Genomic DNA, 23,090 nt, shown 5'->3' with positions numbered 1-23,090 from the left:
ATGACGACAATACGAATTCGCTCTTTACATAAAAAGATAAGGAAGAAAACTCTTTTGCATGATATCAATTATGAGTTTAACAGCGGGAAAATATATGGTTTGTATGGAAGGAATGGCTCCGGTAAAACGATGCTGCTTAGAGCGATGGCAGGCTTGCTCATGCCAAGCTCAGGAGAAATTGCCATAGACGAAAAAATCCTTCATAAAGATATTTCCTTTCCGGCTAATAGTAGTGTCATTATTGAAAACACTTCGCTGCTGCACCAGTATGATGCTTATACGAATCTGAAAATATTAGCGAAAATCAGGAACATCGCCACGGATGAAGATATTAAAGTTAATATAAGAAGAGTCGGCCTTGATCCGGAATCGAAAATGAAGGTAGGGAAATTTTCGTTAGGAATGAAGCAGCGTCTAAGTGTCGCTCAAGCGATATTTGAAAAACCGGACATCTTGTTATTGGATGAACCGACCAATGCGATTGACGAAGAAGGAGTTACGCTAGTTTATCGCATTTTGAAGGAAGAAAAAGAGCGCGGCGCACTCATTCTGCTGACAAGCCATCATAAACAAGACCTGGAAGCATTAGCCGATGAATATATAAAGATGGATAATGGAGGCATCGTCCTTGACTCTAAATAAAACCATAGCCGCGTTAACCTTACTCGTATTAATAAGCGGATTTCTTATTTATAAAGTGTACATTGTTCCTTCAGAGATGAATGCCGATCATAGAAATACGGAAAATAATACAGCTTCCTATAAGGTGTTGGAGTCACAAAACATCATCGTCGGAAAGGATATCGATCAGGGCCATTATGACATTAAAGCCCTCGATAGTGAAGCGGAGTTTTTTGGCGATAAAATGCACAAAAATGCTGTTTTACATGCAAGGCCTTTTTATCTAAATTCGAAAATGTCGATTAAAGGGAAGATTGAATTCAAGCCTTCTGAATTTAAAAAAGTCGTGAAAAAAAATCAACAAATCATCATGAAAGATCCTGGTCATTATGTGGTCGGTACAGAGATACCATCGGGGAATTATCTACTATCAAGAACAAGCGATAAAATCCGAGTGTTTGTCGATATAAAAGATGAAACGCAAACCGAAAGCTTGCTGACGATTCAATGGGAAATCGGTGAAAAAGTGAAAAAGCCAATCGTGCTCGAACTGAAAAAGGGCTATAACGTCTATATTGATAAAACGGGAAAAGAGGGCTATATCTCAAATGCAGGTAATTTGATATTGGAGGTAAACGCGCAGGAAAACGAATAGTGCACTGGTCAATGTAAAATTAAAGATGTAAGTTAATCTATAAGGTAAGGGACCCTAATTGGGTCCCTTAATGCATTTTAGTTGTTCACGAGTAATGAGTTGTTAAAAAGCGAAGGCCGATCCTTTTAAATAAAATAGGGTGCTTGCTAATTCCCATACATGTACAATAAGGTAAGGATTTTCGTTCAACTAAAAGGCGGAATTTAAAAATAAAAGGAGGATGGATGATGATTGAACTACAATATTTCGAGCGCTCAGATATAGAACAATTAATAAATTGGATACCTTCAGCTGAATTTGCATTGCAATGGGGTGGTCCTGCATTCCAATATCCGTTAACGGAAGAGCAACTAGAAAAATACCTTGAACAAGCGAACAAAGAAGATTCTGATACATATATTTACAAAGTAATCGACCAAGACTTACAAAAAGTGATTGGACACATTTCTTTAGGGAAAGTCGACCGAGTTCATAGATCAGCGAGAGTAGGGAAGGTATTGGTCGGTTCACCAGAAGTAAGAGGAAAAGGGATTGGTTTTGAAATGATGAAAGCCATTTTGACAATTGCGTTTGAAGAACTAAAACTACATAAGGTAACCTTAGGTGTTTTTGATTTTAATACATCTGCGATTCGTTGTTATGAAAACGCTGGATTTGTTAGAGAAGGATTTTTAAGGGATGCTCGTAAAAATGGTGATGAATACTGGAATTTGATTGAAATGGGTGTTCTAGAAAACGAATGGCGTGAAATGAATAAAAGATAGAGGATCGGGATTACAGCTGCATGATCCGAGAACTTTAAAAGGAGATACTACGACAAATAGTAGTATCTCCTTTGTGTTTTCAAGAGCCAAATTAAATCAGTGTAACCAACCAACATGGAACAGACGATTCCTTTTTCCTTTAAAAGTGTTAGCTGTTCCTTCATTAACAGGAACAGCTACCCCAGCAATCTCTCCTCTTCGATCTTAAAGCATGCATGTTCATTTTCATAGTGTCAGATTTGGTATTTCGCGTTTTAATTATGAAACTTCCCGTCCCCGCTTTTCTTGTAATATAGCTGGTAACGGAAAAAAATAAGAGGAGAGAAGGACTATGCAAGAAAAAGCCATGGCAACGTTCCTTACAATGATTACTTTGGTAGGTTTCCATTCTATAGAAGCTTTAGAGTTCACAAAATTATCTTCCCAAGCCATCTTTGGGTGAAGGAAGGGTGGATAATAAATAACTAGCATGAGGGGTTTTCAGATGAAAATGTTTAGAAGTGCGGCATTGTTCCTTCTGTTTATAGCCGTTTTCTTTTCTCTCCCATCCATGATATCGGCAGCCAATCCGGTTTGCGAACCAACAACAGGAGCGACACTTCAATTATTCGACAGCAGCAATACGCTTATGGAAACGTCAACGTTAGCACCGAACTCTACATCGTCATCAGTAAGAGCTGCTGTTAATAGTGCGATTCTAAGCGTTTCAAAATATCAAAGGAATGGAACAAACGGAAACCGAGGGACCGTTCTCCTATCGAAAGGGAATTTCACGGCGAGTGCCTTTATTGTGATGCGATCTGGAGTTACATTGGAAGGAACCATGGAGAACGGCAAGTCGGTCACGACAATCTGTACCGAATCGAGAAGTGACCCGGTTACCATCAAAATACTGGAAAGTCAGGCTAGGATTAAAAACCTTAATCTGGATGGGAAAAGAAAAACAGAAGATACCGTAACAGGGGAGCCAAGGAAGTATTATGCATCAAGGCATAGAGGCATCCAGGTTACCGCCATCGATCAAACGAAATCAACGGATGAATTAGCCAGTACATACCCAACAACTAATAAAGATGCTGACGCGAAAAGACTGAAAAATATCACGATTGAGGATGTTCAAATTAGCGGCTATGAAGGGTATGGCATCTATTTAGAGCATGTGGATGGAGTGACCATCAAAGGGTCTGACACCATGTATAAAAAAAGCATGAACATCACGGATATAGGCTATGCCGGCATTGGCGGCGTCTCAGCGAATAATGTGTCCGTAAAGCATACGACCGTGAGTGACCTTTTGCCAGGAGCAACCGTAGGAAGCGTACAGCAAAGCTATGGCATGGCCTTTAGTCATAGGAAGATCAATACAAGAAATGATGCCAAAACCCAAGCGATATTTCCGCCAAGTCATACCATTGTGGTCGATCAGAACGTGGTCGCCAATAACCCGACATGGGAGGGAATCGACACACACTCTGGACAAAACGTATCCCTCACAAACAATGTCATTTTAAATACACGTTTCCCGATTGTCGTTGGGGGAATGGAGTATGATGCCGGCGAGATGTCCGCTTACCCGCCTCGAGACATTATGATTTCAGGAAATCGGATTAACAGTCAAAGAGTGGGCATCCAGGATGATTATGAGGTTTATGATATAGAAAAAAATGACACGATTACTGAACGAGGCATCGCCGTTAACGGATCACAATTTACGGACCTGACCAAAAGGGAGATGGGATTCTTGGAATCGGTGGTGATTAAGGGTAATTATGTAAGCAATGTCAAAGCAGCCGCAGAGTCACATGGAGGTATCAGCATCCACGTGACCAAGAATGCGATCATTGAAGACAATACGATTGAAAACAGCTTCAACAATGGGATTGTGTTTCTCAGTTCCAACAAGTCCACGAAACTGTATAGAAACAGCATTCATCATATCGATAAATCCGAACATAACTTTATCCCCGCTGCCATCGGCATACGCGGGTCCCATAATAACGGGAACGTTAATAATGACTATACAGCCCTGCCATTGACCTTGACCAACACGTTGATTGAGAATGATCACACATTTGCCGAGGTTGGAAGGGAAATTCATTTCCAAGCAGGAACATCAAATAATTTATTGAATAATCGGATCGGTATTCCGCCTGCTTTTAAAAGCGATAATTGATAAAGCGGATGGATATCTTAAAATGTTATAAGGGCAAAAAGGGAATCATTCAGATTTAGCAATTCTTGAAAGAAGAATAAAGAGTAAGGGGAAGCTTGATAAAAATGGATACTGGAGGTGCGGAAATAAAAGCCTGTCCCAGCAGGTACGAAGTGTATATGGAAAAAAGGGAAAGGGTGCTGTTAGGATGATTTTCCCTTTAAAATAATACTCAGGGTTTTTAATACTTGAAAATGAAATTCACGATATTCATTTTTGCGGCAGCAATCATTACTTTCATAGGATGTACAGTCCATGCATATAAAACAGAAACGACAGATTGAACCAGAGAAAATATAAATCAATTATATTTATTGGATAGTTTGGAAAAGTATCGAAAGGACCATTTCCTTACAATTTCTAAGGATATTAGACTCCGGGCTATGAAATATACAATATTGATAAAAATATTAATGAACGAATAACTGTTGATAATTGAAGCTTTTAATTCTAGCTACAAAACTTCGAAATGTATCAATAGGTACATCTGTAAAAGATTTAATTAACATTTATGGAGAAAATTATAGAGAACGTTCAAGTGATCAAACGGACAAATTAATTGAATACGTTGATTGGGATAATAATATTTAAATTTCATTCTTTATCTATAAAGATCAAGAACTTGCTTCGCCACAAGCATTTCTGTTGCGACCATCATGGAAGAAAAGCAGCCATTCAAGTGATGGCTGCTTTTTCGGGTATCATCCAATAACCTGTAGTTTTTATTGTTTACAAGATTTGTTCAAGAACTCCGCGACATAGCCCAAGATTGTTCGGGCCGGGATTTCATCGGCAGCTATTTTGTAAATTCACTCCTCAGAAGATAGACGACATCATATGCTTTTAATTCGTCGATATGGCTATCCATATCATGATAAAAATCCGTGGAAAGCGAGCTTATCCCTCCTTGTGTGCTTGAATAACCAATACTTGCCAATACAGGCTTGCTCGTATTTTTCAGGTCAATTTTATCTGTACTGCCCGATACGCTGGCACCCTTCTTTTCGATTTTTTCGGGGGAAGTGGCTGTACTTGTGCCGCCGCCGTTTTGAATCGTGATATTGAACATGGAAAGATTTTGTTCGTCATCCGTTTTTGATGTTGTAAATATGATTGTCCCATTCTTTTCAACCTCTGTTGTCAGGCGGCCTTTTTCAGCTTCGACAAGTTTACCAGCTTCATATTTTTCGACCCAGACAGACAATTGCTTGTATGTATCATCAACATTGAAATCGATAAGCATGGCGTTTTCACTCGTATTGGTGAGAATGGCCTGCTCCCTTGCTGTCAGCTTAGGGACGGAAAGAGTATTGGTCGATTTTGGCTGATCCCCCTTACATGCAACGAGAGATAAGGAGACCAAGGATAAGAGGAGCGATAAAAGGATTTTTTTTATGATGTTCACCTCCTGAAATCTCGGGTGTTAATTAAATCCAATTCTAATATATTATAACATTAGCAACAGAATTAAAAGAAAACGTCCTGATTTGTACAATGAACGTTCCTTTCCACTCAGACTCTCGCGCCTTCCGTTTCCATTCCCGACATCCCGATAGCCTACATTGTAGCTGGAGAGAATCCCAATTGCGTGTGGAAAGCACAATTTATACGAAAATCGGCCTCAAATCCGATGCAAAGCCCAAACTCGCGAATAAAAGCACGAAATTGACGAGTAAAGTCGGTAAACTTGCGAGTAAAAGTGCCGAATTCGCGAGTAAAGTGGCTAAATTTGCGAATAACGCAAGAATTAGCCGAGAACCGCCCCCTCCAATTGCGTGTGGTAAGCGCAATTTATACGAAAACCGCCCCACTTATCCCTAAGCAAAAAGAAGGCAAGCATTCCTGATGCTGTGCCTTCTTTTTGCATTTAGTATGGCTGGGAAAGGGCCTTGTTGGCTGAGTCGACGTCATTTTGGAGCAATTGGTTTAAGTCATAAGCAGGGTAAAGATTCCGTTCATATAAGTAGTTGAAGATTTTCGCATGGTTATCGATGGCTGCATTTAAGTGCTTCGTGAAAACTTTTCGCAAAGAGGGGGTTGCCGTTTCCGTGATGGCCCCTGCATAATTTTTGATCAAAGATTTCGCAAGTCCAAGCAAATCCCCTGCGGCTGCGGCGGATGCATCGTCTCTTAATGCCGCATCGGTGCTGCTCAACTTAGGGGTCAGCGGGTAAAATTGGAGCAAATCCACGATGTTCTGGGAAAGTGTCTCGATCATTTGCTTGTAAATCGTTTTTAGTATGGGGTCTGTTATTTCCGGATAGGCTTTTTTCAATTTCGTAAGGGCATTGGCCTGCGAAGCGACGAGTTCATGAAGTTCAAGCGTTTCATGCCATGCAAGATGTGAATGATTGGGTGTCATGTTAATTCCTCCTGAACAAATAATCTTGATACGTTATTCGAACAGTGGGCGATTGGGAAGTTGTCTCGGGTAAACCGTTGGCCATCCGGAATGAGCGCCGCCAGGCTGAGGAGGGCCTTGTTGACTAAAAGACATGATCATTGATATTGCTCGAGAACAGAGAAGAACTTTTTGGCGAATTGGTAAAAAACCTTCTCGGAAGGGGCCAATTCCCTGTTTTTCGGTGTGATGATGCCAACAGTCCGTTTGACCTCCGGTGTATCGATCGGGATCTTGACGGTCAGTCTGGGGATGACTTCATAAAAGGTGCTGTCAGGCAGCAGGCTTACGCCGATTCCGGCTGATACAAGGCCCTTTATCGAATCCATGTCTTCACCTTCCGAGGCAATGTTCGGTGTAAAGCCCGCGGCCTTGCATGCTTCGATCGCGATGCTATGAAGGATGTATCCTTTTGGGTATAAGACGAATGGATCATTTCTTAAATCACTTAGACGCAGGCTTTTCCGTTCAGCGAGTGGATGCGTGATCGGCAGTAATGCAGAAATATTTTCGGTGAATAAGATATGACCTTCGATATCAGGGTCGTTCGTCGGAATCGGGCCGAGAAAGGCTAATCCAATTTCACGGTTCTTGACAGCTTCCTTCAGGGAGGAGTATGACCCTTGCCTTAAGTGGAACGCGATATTGGGCTGTTCATCCTTAAAGGCGGAAATGACGGTAGGCAGCAAATGGGTCGAGAGGCTTGATGGGAAACCGATTTTAATGGTTCCATGTTCAGGATCCAAAAATTCTTCAATTTGGTCTTTAGCATATTCGATCGCCTTTATCGCCGTTTTTGCATGGATCATAAATATTTTGCCAATTGGGGTTAACTGAATATTTCGGCCGACTTTTTCAAATAAAAGTACGCCCAGCTCATCTTCCAGTCTGGAAATTTGCCGGCTGATGGCAGATTGTGCGATATGCAGGTGTTCCGCGGCCTCAGAGACATGTTCTCTTTCGGCTACTTCAACAAAATAACGTAATTGACGTAGTTCCATTTATTCATCCCCTGAGTATTCATCTCAATTTGAGATAGATTATACATTAATTATATATTGTTTATATCGATTTGAAAACCTAGAATAAAATGTAAGTGACATAACGGTGTAAGAATACGATGGGGGCGATTAATATGACATACAATCAAATACCAAAAGCACAAGGGCTCTACCATCCTGAATTTGAACATGATGCATGTGGGATCGGTTTATACGCTCATATAAAAGGGCTTGCTACACATGACATCGTCAAACAAGGACTGAAGATGCTGTGCCAATTGGATCATCGCGGCGGACAAGGCAGTGATCCCCTGACGGGAGATGGCGCAGGACTGATGGTGCAGATTCCTGATAGCTATTTTAGGCTGGCATGCCCGGAAATGAATTTGCCAGCAAAAGGGCGCTATGGTGTAGGTATGCTCTTTTTCTCAAACGATGATGCCGAACGGAATGAAATCGAAGCTCGCTTGAATGAATTTATCGAGCAAGAGGGCCAAACGCTGTTAGGCTGGAGAACGGTTCCTGTAGATGCAGGGAAAATCGGGGAAGTCGGCAAGGAGACATGTCCGACGATCCGCCAAGTATTCATCGGGGCCGGTGAAACGATATCCGATGATTTAGCGTTTGAGCGTAAATTGTTCATTATAAGAAAGCAAGCGGAAAACTGGGCGCGTGAACGTGGAAACCGTTTTTATTTTGCCAGCCTTTCAAGTGCCACGATCGTTTACAAAGGATTGTTGACACCGGAGCAGGTGGATGCTTTTTATCTTGACCTTCAACAGGAAGCTTTTGTTTCGGCTTTTGCTTTAGTGCATTCCCGCTTCAGTACGAATACCTTTCCAAGCTGGGAGAGGGCGCATCCAAACCGTTATCTGATCCATAATGGCGAAATCAATACGCTTAGAGGTAATGTGAATTGGATGAAGGCGCGTGAACAGCAGTTTGTTTCGGAAGCATTCGGAGAGGACCTGCAAAAGGTGCTGCCAATTTTGGATATAGACGGCAGTGATTCCTCCATCCTTGATAATGCCCTTGAATTCTTCGTGCTTGCAGGGCGTAAGCCGGCCCATGCGGCCATGATGCTCATTCCTGAGCCGTGGACGGAGAATCCGCATATGACGAAAGAAAAGAAGGCATTTTACGAATATCATAGCATGCTCATGGAGCCGTGGGATGGTCCAACCGCCATTTCCTTTACGAACGGCAAGCAAATCGGGGCCATCCTGGATCGAAATGGTCTTAGGCCGGCACGGTATTATGTGACAAAAGATGATTACATCATTTTCTCCTCAGAGGTCGGCGTGATCGATGTAGAGCCTGAAAATGTACTATATAAAGATCGTTTAAGCCCAGGAAGAATGCTGTTAATAGATTTGGAGGAAGGGCGGATTGTATCCGATGATGAAATCAAATCCGAGATGGCCCAGGAAAATCCCTATCAGCAGTGGCTGGACGAACAGCTTGTACAACTTAGCGACGAAGAATCGGTGTCAGGGGATCAGCCAATTGGTGATTTGCTATTCAGGCAAAAAGCGTTCGGATACACCTATGAAGATGTCCAAAAATATTTATTGCCTATCATCAACGAGGGAAAAGATCCATTGGGAAGCATGGGGAATGACATTCCGTTAGCGGTGTTATCCGATCGCCCCCAATCATTATTCAACTATTTCAAGCAATCCTTCGCACAGGTGACCAACCCGCCAATCGATTCGCTTCGTGAACAAATCGTCACGTCCACGATGACATTCCTTGGAGCGGAAGGGGATTTGCTGAAACCGGATAAAATGAACAGCCGCCGCATTCAATTGGATACACCCGTATTGACGCCAGCTCAGATGCAGCAGATAAAAGAGAATGCGTTTCCGGAATTTCAAAGCAAGGTCATATACACGCTATTTTCAGAAGATTTGGAGAGCGAGCTCGACCGGATCTGCCGCGAAGCGGAGCAGGCGATCTCCGAAGGCATCAGCCTTTTGATCTTATCCGATCACGGGTTGACCGAGGAAAATGCCGCAATCCCATCCTTATTGGCTGCGAGTGCCCTTCATCAGGAGCTTATCCGCCATGGGAACCGTACGAAAGTGAGCATCATCGTTGAATCGGGGGAAGCAAGGGAAGTCCATCATTTTGCATCCCTGATCGGATATGGCGTGGATGCGATTCACCCGTATCTTGCCTATGAAACGTATAAGCAGGCGATATTGGAAGGCAGCCTGGCCGTCAGCTACGAGGAAACGGTAAGGAAATATGTACGCTCGGTGACGGAAGGCATCGTAAAAGTAATGTCGAAGATGGGGATTTCCACGATCCAAAGCTATCGCGGAGCACAAATTTTCGAAGCGGTCGGAATCGGCGCGGAAGTCATCGAACGCTATTTCAGCGGGACGGCCTCGCAGCTTAGCGGGATCGATTTGGATACGATCGCGGATGAAGCGTTGATACGCCATAGAAAAGCTGCTGCTGGCTCCTATGACCAAACCCTTGAAAGCGGAAGCGATTTTCAATGGAGAAAAACGGGCGAACATCACGCCTTCAATCCGAAAACGATCCATACCCTGCAATGGGCTTGCCGCAAAGGCGATTATCAATTATTTAAGAAATATTCAAACTTGGCGAATGAAGAAAGACTCGGTTTTTTACGGAATTTATTCTCGTTCGACCAAAATCGCCAAAGCATTTCCATCGATGAAGTGGAATCCGTTGAATCGATTGTCACCCGTTTTAAAACGGGGGCGATGTCATTCGGTTCTTTGAGCCAGGAAGCGCATGAAACATTGGCGATTGCGATGAACCGTCTCGGCGGAAAAAGCAATAGCGGTGAAGGCGGGGAGCATCCAAGCCGTTACCATTTGGATGAAAACGGTGATGACCGCCGCAGCGGGATCAAGCAGATCGCATCCGGTCGTTTCGGTGTGAAAAGTCATTACCTCATCAATGCCGACGAGCTCCAAATCAAGATGGCACAAGGCGCAAAGCCTGGTGAAGGCGGCCAGCTTCCAGGGAATAAAGTATACCCTTGGGTCGCAGAGGTACGTGGTTCCACCCCTGGTGTGGGCTTGATTTCACCGCCTCCGCATCATGATATTTATTCGATTGAAGACCTGGCGCAGCTGATTCACGATTTGAAAAATGCCAATCGTGATGCCAGGATCAGTGTCAAGCTTGTGTCAAAAGCAGGTGTCGGCACGATTGCGGCCGGTGTTGCCAAAGGTGCCGCGGATGTCATCGTCATTAGTGGCTATGATGGCGGCACGGGTGCATCACCAAAAACGAGCATTAAGCATACTGGGCTTCCTTGGGAGCTGGGCCTTGCCGAAGCGCACCAAACCTTGATGCTGAATGGACTGCGCAGCCGGGTGGTCCTCGAAACGGATGGAAAGCTGATGACGGGACGCGATGTGGTCATGGCGGCGATCCTTGGCGCGGAAGAATTCGGCTTTGCCACGGCGCCGCTTGTGGTCCTTGGCTGTGTCATGATGCGTGCGTGCCATCTGGACACATGCCCTGTCGGGGTAGCTACCCAAAACCCTGAGCTTCGCAGCAAGTTCACTGGAGATCCGGATCATGTCGTCCATTTCATGCGCTTCATCGCTGAGGAAGTGCGGGAAACGATGGCAGAGCTTGGTTTTAGAACGCTGGAGGAGATGGTCGGCCGCACGGATGTTTTGCAAGTGAGCGAGCGGGCACAAAACCATTGGAAAGCGAAGCATCTGGACTTGACGACACTTCTATTCCAACCGGAGGGGATACGTACGTATCAGCTTCCTCAAAACCATAAAATCGAAGAAGCATTGGATATCCGAAAAATTTTACCGATGGTTCAGCCAGCATTGAATGATCAAGCCCCGGTGGATGTCAGCTTCCCGATTACAAACGTGAACCGCGTTGTCGGGACGATTGTCGGAAGCGAAGTATCCAAGCGTTATGGCGAAGCCGGCCTGCCTGAAGATACGATAACATTGCGGTTTACCGGCTCTGCGGGCCAAAGCTTCGGTGCCTTCATTCCAAAAGGGATGTCGCTGTATTTGACAGGCGATGCCAATGATTATGTGGGGAAAGGGCTGTCCGGCGGTAAAATCATTGTTTCGGCACCTGCTGGCAATCAGATCGAGGCCGGGGACAATGTCATTGCCGGGAATATCGCCTTATATGGTGCAACAAGCGGTGAGGCGTACATCAATGGACGTGCCGGGGAACGCTTTGCGGTACGGAACAGCGGAGTCAATGTCGTGGTTGAAGGAATCGGTGACCATGGCTGTGAGTATATGACCGGAGGACGTGTAGTCATCCTGGGCAATGTCGGCAAGAACTTTGCGGCGGGCATGTCAGGCGGCATCGCCTATGTCCTTGCTGATGATGCAGAGGAATTCAAGGCATTATGCAATGCTGAAATGATCGAGTTCGAGACGCTTGGCGATGATGCAGGCGAGGTTAAAGAGATGATTCATAGCCACCTTCATTATACGGAGAGTGCCAAAGCTTCCTATGTACTGGAGAACTGGGACGATTTTGCAAAGAAATTCGTGAAAGTCATTCCTAAGGATTACAAACGGATGATGAGAAGCATCGAAGAGCAGAAGCAAGCGGGATTAACGGATGAAGAAGCGGTCATGAGCGCCTTTCAAGCTAATGCCGTTCAAGATAAAAAAATCACGAAACAAGCAGTGATGCTGTAAGAAAGGGGAGAGAAAGATGGGAAAAGCAACAGGATTTATGGATTATCCGCGAGAAAAGCCAAAAGACCGGAATCCTCTCACTCGTTTAAGCGATTGGAGAGAATATTCAACTCCTTTCTCTGATGAAAAATTAAGCATACAGGGAGCGCGGTGTATGGACTGCGCTACCCCATTCTGCCATATGGGCATGGAATTGAACCGTGTCACGACAGGCTGCCCGATCAATAATCTGATTCCTGAATGGAATGACTTGGTATTCCGCGGCAGATGGAAAGAAGCGCTGGACCGTTTATCGAAAACGAACAATTTCCCTGAATTCACCGGGCGTGTCTGCCCGGCTCCATGTGAAGGGTCTTGTACGGTGGCGATCAGTGATCCTGCGGTTTCCATTAAAAACATTGAACGGACGATCATCGATAAAGGGTTTGAAAATGGCTGGATCACGCCTCGCATTCCCGAAAGCAGGACCGGCAAGAAAATTGCCATCATCGGTTCCGGCCCGGCAGGATTGGCGAGCGCCGATCAGTTGAATCAAGCCGGTCATTCCGTCACCGTTTACGAACGAGCTGACCGTGCAGGCGGCCTTTTGACATACGGCATCCCGAACATGAAGCTGGAAAAAGATGTCGTTGCCCGACGGATCAAATTATTGACGCAGGAAGGCATCGATTTCGTCACGAACACAGAAGTCGGAAAAGATATTTCAGCCGAGGAACTGCAGGAGCAATACGATGCGGTCATCCTCTGCACAGGTGCCCAAAAACAACGGGACCTGGAAATCGAAGGCCGCGGGTCTGCGGGCATTCACCTGGCAATGGATTACTTGACGACGTCGACCAAAAGCCTGCTCGACTCCAATTTTGAAGACGGCCAATTTTTAGATACAAAGGGTAAGGATGTCATCGTCATCGGCGGAGGAGATACAGGAGCTGACTGTGTCGCAACTGCCCTTCGCCAAGAATGCAGAAGCGTCGTCCAATTCGGGAAGCATCCGATCTTGCCGGCAAACCGTACCTCCGATAATATGTGGCCGGCTTATCCGAATGTTTTTTCACTTGAATATGCCTATGAAGAAGCGGAAGCGAAATTTGGAGCAGACCCGCGTCAATATTCAATCCAAACAACGAAAATCGTAGCCGATGAAAATGGAAACGTTCAAGAACTTCATACCATCTCCATGGAAAAAATCAAAGACGAAGAGGGAATCTACATTTTCAAGGAAATCCCGGGAACGGAAAAAGTATGGCCGGCTCAATTCGTATTCATCGCAATCGGATTCGAAGGAACGGAACAACCGCTATTGACCCAATTCGGCGTAGAAACGGTCAATCAAAAAATAGACGCCGTCTACGGCCATTACAAAACGAATGTCGAAGGTGTATTCGCTGCCGGAGATGCAAGAAGAGGCCAAAGCCTCATCGTTTGGGCAATCAATGAAGGCCGTGAAGCAGCACGTGAAGTCGACCGCTACCTGATGGGCGCCTCCGTCCTGCCCTGACTGTAAAGAAGCACCATAATGGTTATGGTGCTTCTTTTGCTTTTTCCTGCGGGCGAATAGGATCGCAATTGGCGAGTAAAGCGCCGAATAGGAGGATGGATCGCAAAAATTAGCTGAAAAAAACGCACAACTCGCGAGTAATGCAATCCCATGTCACGAGTAAGCGCATCTATGCGAAGAAAGCACGCGCAGGCGTGGTTTCTATTTTATGCTGGGAGCCGGCAAGTAGCGGTCGGAGACGATGATTTCATCGCCGATAAGAATATAGGGATGTGTTTCCAGTAAAATTTTCTCGAGGTGGGCTGGCATTTTAAGTTCTGAGTAGGCGCAAATCAATGGGAATGAGAGCTGGTTTACGGCTTCGTCTACTATTCTCTCGAATTCTTCAATGATGTCCAGGGGTTCTTCGATGGTGGCCCACTCGACATGTGCCCATGAACGGAAAGAGATCTTGTTTTCGACATAGGGCTGGACCATTTTATTAAAGTATTCTTCGATTGCAGGAGGATGGTAACTCCCGCTTGAACAATAGAAATCGAAGTTGTTCACAAAGTGGATGAACTTCATTTGATCGTTCTTCAATCGTTTGCTCAGCTCTTTGTGGATAAGGGGGAATAGGCGGTCATTTTCGACAAGGATGGTGTACTCACCAGCCGTGATACCGTCCTGGATGAATTTCATAACTTGTTCGATGTAGTTTTCCATATCGTTATAAGGATATAGAACATGAAGGCTCTTTTCATCTTTCAATATTCATTCCTTCTTTCATACACTCGTTTTTTTATTGTTGCTGCTTTTTGGCCAAATGAGAGGCGCCCCACTCATGCATCATTTCGAGTACGGTTTGGAGCGTCTTGCCGTATTCGGTCATTGAGTATTCAACCTTTGGGGGGACTTGCGGATAGGTTACCCGCTTAATGACGCCTTCTTGCTCCAATTCACGGAGATGTGAAGTGAGCATTTTTTGAGTGACACCGGGCATCATTTTTTGAAGTTCATTAAATCTCATTGTTCCATTATGAAGCAAATTGAGCAAAATAGCGATTTTCCACTTACCTACAATCATATCCATCGTTGTGGCAACTTTACAATTATACGGTTTTCCGAGCATTTTATGCGCCTCCCTTTCATATGCAGCATGTTGTAGTTCATTTTAACTCGGTTGGCCTGAAACTGCAAAACTCATGCAGGAGGCTTCAATAGTGGATGAATTGAAGGTTTCTTCCAGGAAACTATGTCTCTTTATAGTGCCTACTTCATTTATGTCGTGAATAGTTACATAATGTACTCATGGCGAGTAACGTCAAGGAGGAATGCAATAATGGACAAAAAAGGTGTTTTTAGCCGCGGAATTAAAAATGTTCGGACCGCAAGCTTTCAAAAAAATAGTGATATTCATACGATGGCGTGGGTGGTTGAGCCTGGTGATTGGAAAGAGCATGATCCCTTTTTGCTTATGGCTCATGATTATATGCGCAGCGGTGTCTTCGGCATTCATCCGCATCGGGGAATCGAAACGGTCACCTTCTTAATTGATGGCCACCTTAATCATTATGACAGCAAACATGGGGAGGGGGTCCTTAATCCTGGCGACGCTCAATGGATGACGGCAGGTCAAGGTGTCGAACATAATGAGGATGCGGCAGAAGGGGAAGCTGTAAGCCTGCTGCAATTATGGGTGAATCTACCGGCAAAATCAAAAATGATGCCTTCGAGATATCAAGATTTACGGAAAAACGATATGTGGACCTTTGAAGGCGAAGGTTCTCAAATCCGGTTATTTTCAGGGTCCTACCAAGACAAAACCGCTGAAACGGAAAATGTAGCGCCGGTCATGATGCTGGAGATGAATTTGGAGGAGGGAGCAACGGTCATTCCTCAACTTCCGGGATCATTTAATGGTTTTTTGTATGTTTTGGAGGGCGCAGGAGTGTTTGGCGCGAATCAAACGGCTGGGAGACAAGGGCAGGTTCTCTGGATGAATCGTGCAGAGGATGCTGAGGAGAGCGAGATAAAGATTGAAGCACACAGCAGGATGCGAGTCATGTTGTATGCCGGTGAACCAATCGGGGAGCCTGTGGTGGCGAGAGGGCCTTTTGTTATGAATACAGAGGAAGAAATCGTTCAGGCCTTTGATGATTACCGCAACGGTAAATTTTGAGGATTCACGGCGCCTGGGGCCACAACTTTAAGCACAGAAAGCAATCCTTCCATTGCCGAAGGATTGCTTTTTTTGTCTTATTTCAGCCGGGCGATGAGATCGTTCATTTTATCTAAGGTGGTTATGTTTTGGTTGCACTTCATGCTATCGAGGCAAATGTAGTTGCCTTTTTTAATGAATGTTCCCTGGATCGTTCCTTTTGTTTCGGACATGAACATCCCTATTTCCTCAAAACGGCTGCAGATGGCACAAATCCCTTTCTTGTTGGCCGGTTTGATCGTACCGTGCAGACCGGTGAAAGTATCATGATGAGGGACAATGATGAATTTCTTACCGGAGCCGCCATCATCCCAGCCCAAGTATGACAGCTCCCTTAAGTCGATATTCTCCAGCAAGGGGGCTTTTAGCTTCTTTGCTTTTGGAAATAGTTTCTTCACCGTTTTTTCGGTAACTTCTTTAAAGGGAATGACATACGGCTTGATTTGTAAGAGATAGTCCTCCGCCTGTGCGGGGTCTTTAATGGTCTCAACGGGGGCCAAAAGCTGATTTTGCTCTTCAGTTATGTCGCTGAACAACTGTAATACACGTTCTTTTGAAACAGTTTTCAGAGTATTGATCACATCTCTATCGTTTGCAGTCGCGTGCCCATTGATGAGAATCTGTGTTTGTAATTTAATGAAGTTATATTGCTCGCTTCTGATAAAAGGTTCCATTGTCTCACTCTCCTGTTTCTGATGATTCCGTTGCTATTACTTTACAGAAATCGCATCCGCATGAAAAGGGGGAGAATGGCTAAGAAATATTCTCGACATATGAAAAGCACTGATATCATCATCAGTGCTAGCTTGTGACCTTATTTGGAATACACGATTTTCTTGATGGTCTCCATGGAGAGAAAATGTTCTTCGGCCAATTCAAGGATGGTACGGCCGGTTTTATATGCAGATCTAATGGCAGCATTTCGGTCATCGATCAGTTCCCTTGATCCCGAGCACGTTCCCCATTTGCGATGGGTCTTTTCGGGTTTGGGAATATATAGGGTTTCACCTTGTACGTACTTTTGAATTTCAACAATTAGCCTTTCAGGCAAAACGGCCGTTGCTTTTACATATTTCATTTCTGCCAGCCCCTTATTCTTTTTTAAGAATGAAATAAGGTGCAAAGCCAAATATCGGAAATGATTGTTGGGCGATTAGTTTAAAATGATTGAACCCCATGCAAAGTATCGCCTCCAATACTAGGCTTTGCATGAGACGTTGCAGAAGGTGGCATTAAGGTACGTATTGCCAATCTTTACACCTCCCCGTTGTTTTATTGTCATTATTATAAGATAGATAAGGTGGATTGCCAAACTTTTTCCATTGTGTAACGGGCTGATTGTTTGATAATGAGCTTCGTCCATGAAATAATTTGTACGGAAACCAAACTAACCATTATGGGGGCTGACTTTAATGAAAGTATTCGTAGTTGGGGCAAATGGGCAGATCGGTAAACACTTGGTGGACCTGTTGAATGAAAGCAGGGAGCATCGTGTACGGGCAATGATCCGGAAGGAAGAACAGAGGAAGTACTTTGAGAAAAGTGGAATCGAATCCGTGGTGGTCAGTTTGACCGGGTCGGTGGAAGAGATTGCAAATGCGGCTAAAGGCTGTGATGTTATCGTCTTTACAGCTGGATCCGGGGGAAGCACGGGGGCAGATCAAACGCTGCTGATCGATCTGGATGGTGCCGTTAAAACGATTGAGGCTGCAGAGAATTTGGGCATCAAGCGATTCATCATGGTAAGTGCTTTTCAAGCGAATAATCGGGATAACTGGAATGATGCCATCAAACCGTATTATGTCGCCAAGCATTATGCGGATCGAGCCCTGCTGCAAAGCGATTTAGTGTATACGATCATTCGGCCGGGCGGACTTGTGAACGAACCGGGAACGGGCAAAGTGACCGCAGCTGAAGGGGTGGAACGTGGGTCGATTTCACGGGAAGATGTCGCCCGGACAATTGTGGCAGCATTGACTGAAGAAAATACCTACAAGCGTTCCTTTGACTTGGTCGCCGGGGATACGGCGATCTCGGATGCATTGAGGGGAATTTAAGGGGAAAAGTGGCAGCATCTCTCAGTTGAATGATATCACTGAAAAGCAGCTTCCACATATCAGGCTGTTGACAATATAATATATTTCTTAAACCTGCATGGAATTCGTCCATGCAGGTTTTTTTATTATCGAAGGGTTCTTATTCGGTCATCATAGTGGCTTAAGAAGTAGCGATGGAACTACTTCCTTTTAGAGGGATTCAAAATTGAAACGCTCCATGCTAAAAAAGGGACGTGCCCCCACTGGTTTAAATGGTAAATTTATTATCTGAGAATGGATGATGACGAAATATAGCTATAGAGGAGGTGGATAAGTGAAAATTCTTTATTTGCATCAATATTTCAATACTGATAAAGGCAGTACTCGATCATATGAAATTGCCAAATATATGGTATCCAAAAATAATAAAGTCACCATTATTACCGGAAATGACACAGATTCTTGTGCGGGAATAAAGATCAAAACAACCAAAACCAAATATAAACAAGAATATGGGTATGGGAAAAGAATACTTTCCTTTATTCATTATATGTACAAGAGTTTTTTTATTGGGCTGAAGGAAAAGGAAGTGGATGTCGTTTTCGCATCGTCCACTCCTTTGACAATCGGATTGATAGGGATGCTGCTTGCAAAGGTGAAACGCTGCAAATTTGTTTTTGAAGTAAGGGATTTATGGCCAGATATACCCATCGAGATGGGGATCATAAAAAACAAAGGGCTGAAGAAGATTTTATTTGCGTTGGAAAGCATGATTTACTCTGCTGCCGATAAAATCATCGTGCTTTCGCCGGGCATGAAAGAAGATTTATTGAGTAAAGGGGTCAAATGGGAAAAAATTGCTACAATCACTAACTTTGCGGATATAAACTATTTTTCTCGAATTTGTTCCGAAGATAAAGAAGGAGCATTGGCTAAGTTAGGTTTGAAGGAGAAGTTCATTTGCTTATATGCAGGTACATTAGGATTCATCAATCATATCGATTATATTTTACAGCTTGCCGAAGAGACCGATGACCCCGATATTGTCTATCTAATTGTAGGGGATGGAAAGGAAAAAGAACGCTTGATTCAAGTGAAGGAGAGCAAAAAATTAAACAACGTCATTTTCTTGGATCAGGTATCTAAACAAGAAGCGTACTTATTAATGGCCGTATCTCATATAGGTCTGTGTTTTGTACGTGATCATGAAATATTGAATAGGAACAGTCAAAATAAACTTTTTGATTTTTGGGCAGCCGGAAAACCAACATTAATAAACTATAAAGGCTGGCAGCATGAGGTCATGACAAAATATGAAGCTGGTCATGGTTTTGAATATAGTGAAAAATCAAAGATGATAGAGTATGTAAAATCAATGAAAAGTGACAAACGGATGTATCTGAAAATACAAGGGAATATAGAGCGTCTAGCCCTGAATTATGAGAAAACCAGATTGATTGCGAAACTGGAGAGAACACTGTCGGAATTGGTTGATCCTAATCATTGAATATATTTGTCTGCTTTCACTAACGTCCATTGAAAGATCGAATTTTGGAAAAAGGAGGGTGTTCCATGGAGACTATCGTAAATACAAAGCCAGTGATAACAGATTGGGTAAAACGGGAATATCTTACGAACGTTGAGCGAATTTTGGATTCTGGCAGGTTGATTTTAGGTGAGTATACTCGGAAATTCGAAGAAAGTGTCAGACAATACAGTGATTCTAAGTATGCTGTCGCAATTTCCAGTGCAACGGCAGCCATTGAAATTATTTTAAAGCATCTGGATGTTGAAGGCAAAGAAGTGATCATGCCGAGCAATACATTCATTTCTCCAGTATATGCGGTGAAAAATGCGAAAGGAAGGGTCGTTCTTTGTGACATTAATTTAGAGGATTTCAATATGGATTTAACTAGCCTGAAGAACGCCGTGACTCCTAGCACAAAAGTTGTCCTGATTACGTATATTGCCGGACGAATCCCTGATAACATCTTTGAGATTAAAGCATTTTGTGATGAGAATGATCTTTATCTGATCGAAGATGCTTCACATGCTTTTGGGGCGACCGTGAATGGATACAAGGCTGGTGCGATTGGATATGCCGGGGTGTTTTCCATGTATCCCACTAAAATTGTAACCAGTGCGACAGGCGGTGTCATTACATCGGATGATATAGATTTAATTAAATACTGTGAGCTATCAAGGCATCATGGGAATGAAAATGGTGCAGTCAATCAAGTGTTATCAGGTGACCTGCTTCTTAGTGAATTCAATGCATTGCTTGGTTATCTGCAAGTTCAGGAAGCTTTTGGGATGATCCAGGTCAGGCAGGAAATCTTTAGTTTCTATCAAGAACATTTGAAAGAGGTTTTCGGTGAACACGGTCTTTACTTCCAAGTTTCATCTGACAACGCTACATCTTCATTTTATAAAATCATCGTCATGTGCAAAAGCAAAGAGCAATGCGAAACATTTAAAAAGCATTTAAACGCGTGTCATATAAGCACAGGGCATTGTTATGGGACCCCATTACATTTACAGCCCACCTTGCTAGAAGAATATCCGCAGGCATCTCTCCCGAATGCCGATAGATTTCGTGAATCTCATTTCACGTTGCCATGCCACTTGGATTTGTCAGATGGGGATCTGAAATACATTGTAGCGAAATGTAAACAGGCAGTGGAACATGGCGGTTAAAAATAGGATTGGGGTGGTAGGGTCAGGTTCAATAAGCTGTGCCATGATCGATGCCATTAATGAAAGTTCAAATGGAGAGTTGACGGGAATATGGGGGAGGAGAGTTCATTTTGCCAAGGAGCTTGCAAAAGGAAAAGGAATTGCTAAAGTTTATGGGTCCCTGAATGAAGTGTTTGAAGATGATGAGTTGGATACGGTTTACATAGCCACTCCAAATGCTTGCCATTATGATCATGCGCTGGCAGCCATTGGGCATGGAAAGAACGTCATCGTGGAGAAGACGGCATTCATGACGACCGATCAGGCCAATCGGGTTTTCGATGCTGCAGAAAAACAAAATGTTTTTGTGTTTGAGGCAGTAAGAACGATTTATGAACCCAACTTTCAAATTGTAAAGAATGCTATTGAAAAGTTAGGGAAAATCCATGGAGCAACCCTAAAATACCAAAACTACTCCAAGCAGTATTCGGCCTTATTAAAGGGAGAGAGAGCTCCACTTTTTGATGAAAATCATGGTGGCGGGACATTGAGGACAATTGGAATTTACCCTATTTATGCGGCAATCCAATTATTTGGTGTTCCCGTTAAAAGTTATTATTTTAAACAGCCGATCGTAAAAAATATCGATTTAGGCGGTACGTGCATTTTTGAATATGAAGATTTTAAAATAACGATGTTGATTTCAAAAATTAACTTAACGAATGATACAATATCGGAAATTTATGGAGAGAACGGAACCTTGCGTTTTCACTCGTTGTACGATATCCGCACGATAAGTTATCGCAGTATCACTAATGACATGGAAGAAACGATAAGTGAGCCCATCAGTGATAATAGTTTGCTTTATGAAATGAATCAATTTTCGGAATTCATTTTAATGAAAAATGTAGCCGCCTACATGGAAAAAAAGAAGATGACGCTTCAAGCGATATCCATTATTGAACAAGCTTTAAATGGAGGAACATGATGAAAAAAATATTGCTAGTAACAGCACACCCGGATGATGCGGAAATTAGTATGGGAGGCACCATTCGTAAGCTGTTGAACCAAGGACATCACATTATCAACATGATATTTTCCATCCCCTCGAATATCGAGGTAAGGAAACAAGAGGCAATACTGTCAGCAAGGGAATTCGGTTATGAGGTACGGTTTTCCGAGCATTGCGAGGGTAATAACGTTGAAGATATCCCTCTTCATAAATTAATAAAAGAACTCGACGATATCATCGAAAAGGTGGATCCAGACGAAGTATACACACATTGGATGAAGGACAGTCATCAAGATCATCAAAAGCTTTCAAAGGTGGTAAGAAGCTGTTTCAGGAAAAAACAATTCACCATATATGAATTCGAACAAATCAACCAGAATAATAACATCGCTGCCAATCAATTTCACCCGAATATTTATAGTGATATTACGGAATTCATGGAAGATAAAAAACGTATGATCACCATATTCCAATCACAGCTTACCGGTTATATGGGGCATTATTTAGTGAATGCGGAGCATATCGGCAGTTGGAGGGGGTCCCAAGTGAATAGTAAATACGCGGAGACCTTCCTATTAATCTTTTCAAAAGAGGTTTTATAGGTGGAAAAAAAGAAGATCGTCACCATTCACCAGCCCAATTTCCTGCCCTGGATCGGATTGATCCATAAGATATTCCAATCGGATGTTTTCATCTATTTGATAGATGTGAAATACTCCGCAAGTAATTTTCAAAATAAAACGTATATACAAGGTGCCGATGGTAAAGGGTCCAGGTTAACGGTGCCCATTCAAAAGAAGCCTGACATGTTACATGAAAAGCTAATTAGCTACCATCCGCCCAACCAAAAATGGCAAAGGAATCACTTGCAGCAAATTTCGGACGTTTATAAAAAGGCTCCGTACTTCCACGATTTTTTCCCGCTGTTGGAGGAAGCCTATCAAAAAGAACACGCTATGCTGGTCGATTTAAACGTTCAGTTACTAGAGTTGATTTTACAGTATTTAACTTATGAAGGTGAAACGCACCTTTCCACTGATTTTGATACAACCGCCGGGAAAACCGAGAGATTGGTCAGCTTACTTCAGCAAACTGGAGGTACATGCTATTTGAGCGGAAAAAGCGGTAGAGCTTATCTTGACGAGGAGCTATTTCAAGCAAAAGGTATCGAAGTCATCTATCAAAACTTCAGTCATCCCGTATATGAGACCAGAAATGGGAAAGAGTGTATACAAAATTTATCGATCCTTGACTGGATGATGTACCATCCGGGCGATGAAATAAAAGAAACGTTAACGAAAGGGAAACCAAGCTGATCTGAACAAGGTATCCAAG

General features: G+C 43.4%; 20 protein-coding genes. 13 read left to right on the top strand and 7 right to left on the bottom strand.

Annotated features, from left to right (window positions below; all coding sequences use genetic code 11):
- The 4 genes from AS888_RS10090 to AS888_RS10075 all read left to right on the top strand — a co-directional run bounded on the left by AS888_RS10090 (position 1) and on the right by AS888_RS10075 (position 4,213).
- The gene (locus tag AS888_RS10090) at positions 1 to 642 is read left to right on the top strand and encodes an ATP-binding cassette domain-containing protein (protein WP_061142054.1); all 642 of its coding nucleotides are present in this window, start codon (positions 1 to 3) and stop codon (positions 640 to 642) included.
- A complete protein-coding gene (locus tag AS888_RS10085; protein ID WP_061142053.1) occupies positions 629 to 1,276 on the top strand; it encodes a hypothetical protein in 648 nt (215 codons plus the stop codon). The genes AS888_RS10090 and AS888_RS10085 overlap by 14 nt, the downstream gene beginning before the upstream one ends.
- Positions 1,277 to 1,503: 227 nt before the next feature.
- Complete coding sequence (locus AS888_RS10080; RefSeq protein WP_061142052.1) at positions 1,504 to 2,040, top strand: GNAT family N-acetyltransferase; 537 nt, start codon at positions 1,504 to 1,506, stop codon at positions 2,038 to 2,040.
- A 484-nt stretch (positions 2,041 to 2,524) separates the two neighbouring features.
- A complete protein-coding gene (locus tag AS888_RS10075) occupies positions 2,525 to 4,213 on the top strand; it encodes a right-handed parallel beta-helix repeat-containing protein (RefSeq protein WP_061142051.1) in 1,689 nt (562 codons plus the stop codon).
- An 835-nt stretch (positions 4,214 to 5,048) separates the two neighbouring features.
- Here AS888_RS10075 and AS888_RS10070 read toward each other — a convergent pair.
- The 3 genes from AS888_RS10070 to AS888_RS10055 form a co-directional block, all read right to left on the bottom strand.
- The gene (locus tag AS888_RS10070) at positions 5,049 to 5,657 is read right to left on the bottom strand and encodes a hypothetical protein (RefSeq protein WP_061142050.1); all 609 of its coding nucleotides are present in this window, start codon (positions 5,655 to 5,657) and stop codon (positions 5,049 to 5,051) included.
- A 462-nt stretch (positions 5,658 to 6,119) separates the two neighbouring features.
- Complete coding sequence (locus AS888_RS10060; RefSeq protein ID WP_061142048.1) at positions 6,120 to 6,614, bottom strand: spore coat protein; 495 nt, start codon at positions 6,612 to 6,614, stop codon at positions 6,120 to 6,122.
- A 137-nt stretch (positions 6,615 to 6,751) separates the two neighbouring features.
- The gene (locus AS888_RS10055; protein ID WP_061142047.1) at positions 6,752 to 7,654 is read right to left on the bottom strand and encodes a LysR family transcriptional regulator; all 903 of its coding nucleotides are present in this window, start codon (positions 7,652 to 7,654) and stop codon (positions 6,752 to 6,754) included.
- 134 nt (positions 7,655 to 7,788) lie between these two features.
- Here AS888_RS10055 and gltB point away from each other — a divergent pair, with 134 nt between their 5' ends.
- Both gltB and gltD read left to right on the top strand, forming a co-directional pair.
- A complete protein-coding gene (gltB, locus tag AS888_RS10050) occupies positions 7,789 to 12,333 on the top strand; it encodes a glutamate synthase large subunit (RefSeq protein WP_061142046.1) in 4,545 nt (1,514 codons plus the stop codon).
- A 16-nt stretch (positions 12,334 to 12,349) separates the two neighbouring features.
- Positions 12,350 to 13,831: a glutamate synthase small subunit gene (gene gltD, locus AS888_RS10045; protein WP_061142045.1), complete on the top strand. Its 1,482-nt coding sequence runs from the start codon at positions 12,350 to 12,352 to the stop codon at positions 13,829 to 13,831.
- Positions 13,832 to 14,032: 201 nt separating this feature from the next.
- Here gltD and AS888_RS10040 read toward each other — a convergent pair whose 3' ends face one another.
- Positions 14,033 to 14,581: an MEDS domain-containing protein gene (locus AS888_RS10040; protein WP_260320178.1), complete on the bottom strand. Its 549-nt coding sequence runs from the start codon at positions 14,579 to 14,581 to the stop codon at positions 14,033 to 14,035.
- 31 nt (positions 14,582 to 14,612) lie between these two features.
- Entirely contained in the window at positions 14,613 to 14,942 is a 330-nt protein-coding gene (locus tag AS888_RS10035; RefSeq protein WP_061142043.1) for a winged helix-turn-helix transcriptional regulator, read from the bottom strand.
- A 210-nt stretch (positions 14,943 to 15,152) separates the two neighbouring features.
- Here AS888_RS10035 and AS888_RS10030 point away from each other — a divergent pair, with 210 nt between their 5' ends.
- A complete protein-coding gene (locus AS888_RS10030; RefSeq protein ID WP_061142042.1) occupies positions 15,153 to 15,992 on the top strand; it encodes a pirin family protein in 840 nt (279 codons plus the stop codon).
- Between the two features lie 77 nt (positions 15,993 to 16,069).
- Here AS888_RS10030 and AS888_RS10025 read toward each other — a convergent pair whose 3' ends face one another.
- Positions 16,070 to 16,705, bottom strand: coding sequence for a FusB/FusC family EF-G-binding protein (locus tag AS888_RS10025; protein WP_061142041.1), 636 nt, complete (start codon positions 16,703 to 16,705; stop codon positions 16,070 to 16,072).
- 140 nt (positions 16,706 to 16,845) lie between these two features.
- Complete coding sequence (locus tag AS888_RS10020; RefSeq protein ID WP_061142040.1) at positions 16,846 to 17,109, bottom strand: CD3324 family protein; 264 nt, start codon at positions 17,107 to 17,109, stop codon at positions 16,846 to 16,848.
- Between the two features lie 334 nt (positions 17,110 to 17,443).
- Here AS888_RS10020 and AS888_RS10015 point away from each other — a divergent pair, with 334 nt between their 5' ends.
- From AS888_RS10015 to AS888_RS09990, 6 genes are all read left to right on the top strand, one after another.
- The gene (locus tag AS888_RS10015; protein ID WP_061142039.1) at positions 17,444 to 18,088 is read left to right on the top strand and encodes an SDR family oxidoreductase; all 645 of its coding nucleotides are present in this window, start codon (positions 17,444 to 17,446) and stop codon (positions 18,086 to 18,088) included.
- Between the two features lie 313 nt (positions 18,089 to 18,401).
- A complete protein-coding gene (locus tag AS888_RS10010; RefSeq protein ID WP_061142038.1) occupies positions 18,402 to 19,574 on the top strand; it encodes a glycosyltransferase family 4 protein in 1,173 nt (390 codons plus the stop codon).
- A 65-nt stretch (positions 19,575 to 19,639) separates the two neighbouring features.
- A complete protein-coding gene (locus tag AS888_RS10005; protein ID WP_061142037.1) occupies positions 19,640 to 20,764 on the top strand; it encodes a DegT/DnrJ/EryC1/StrS family aminotransferase in 1,125 nt (374 codons plus the stop codon).
- A complete protein-coding gene (locus AS888_RS10000; RefSeq protein WP_061142036.1) occupies positions 20,754 to 21,731 on the top strand; it encodes a Gfo/Idh/MocA family protein in 978 nt (325 codons plus the stop codon). The genes AS888_RS10005 and AS888_RS10000 overlap by 11 nt, the downstream gene beginning before the upstream one ends.
- Complete coding sequence (locus tag AS888_RS09995; RefSeq protein WP_061142035.1) at positions 21,731 to 22,357, top strand: PIG-L deacetylase family protein; 627 nt, start codon at positions 21,731 to 21,733, stop codon at positions 22,355 to 22,357. Before AS888_RS10000 ends, AS888_RS09995 begins: the two co-directional genes overlap by 1 nt.
- Positions 22,358 to 23,071 carry a WbqC family protein gene (locus AS888_RS09990; RefSeq protein ID WP_061142034.1) on the top strand — a complete coding sequence of 238 codons (714 nt, stop codon included), beginning with the start codon at positions 22,358 to 22,360 and terminating at the stop codon, positions 23,069 to 23,071. It abuts the gene before it with no gap.
- Positions 23,072 to 23,090: the final 19 nt, after the last annotated feature.

The organism is Peribacillus simplex (assembly GCF_001542915.1).
In the GTDB taxonomy this organism is placed as follows: domain Bacteria; phylum Bacillota; class Bacilli; order Bacillales; family DSM-1321; genus Peribacillus; species Peribacillus simplex_B.
Note: the sequence above shows the minus strand (reverse complement) of the source record. Positions and strands in the feature narration are given on the sequence as shown.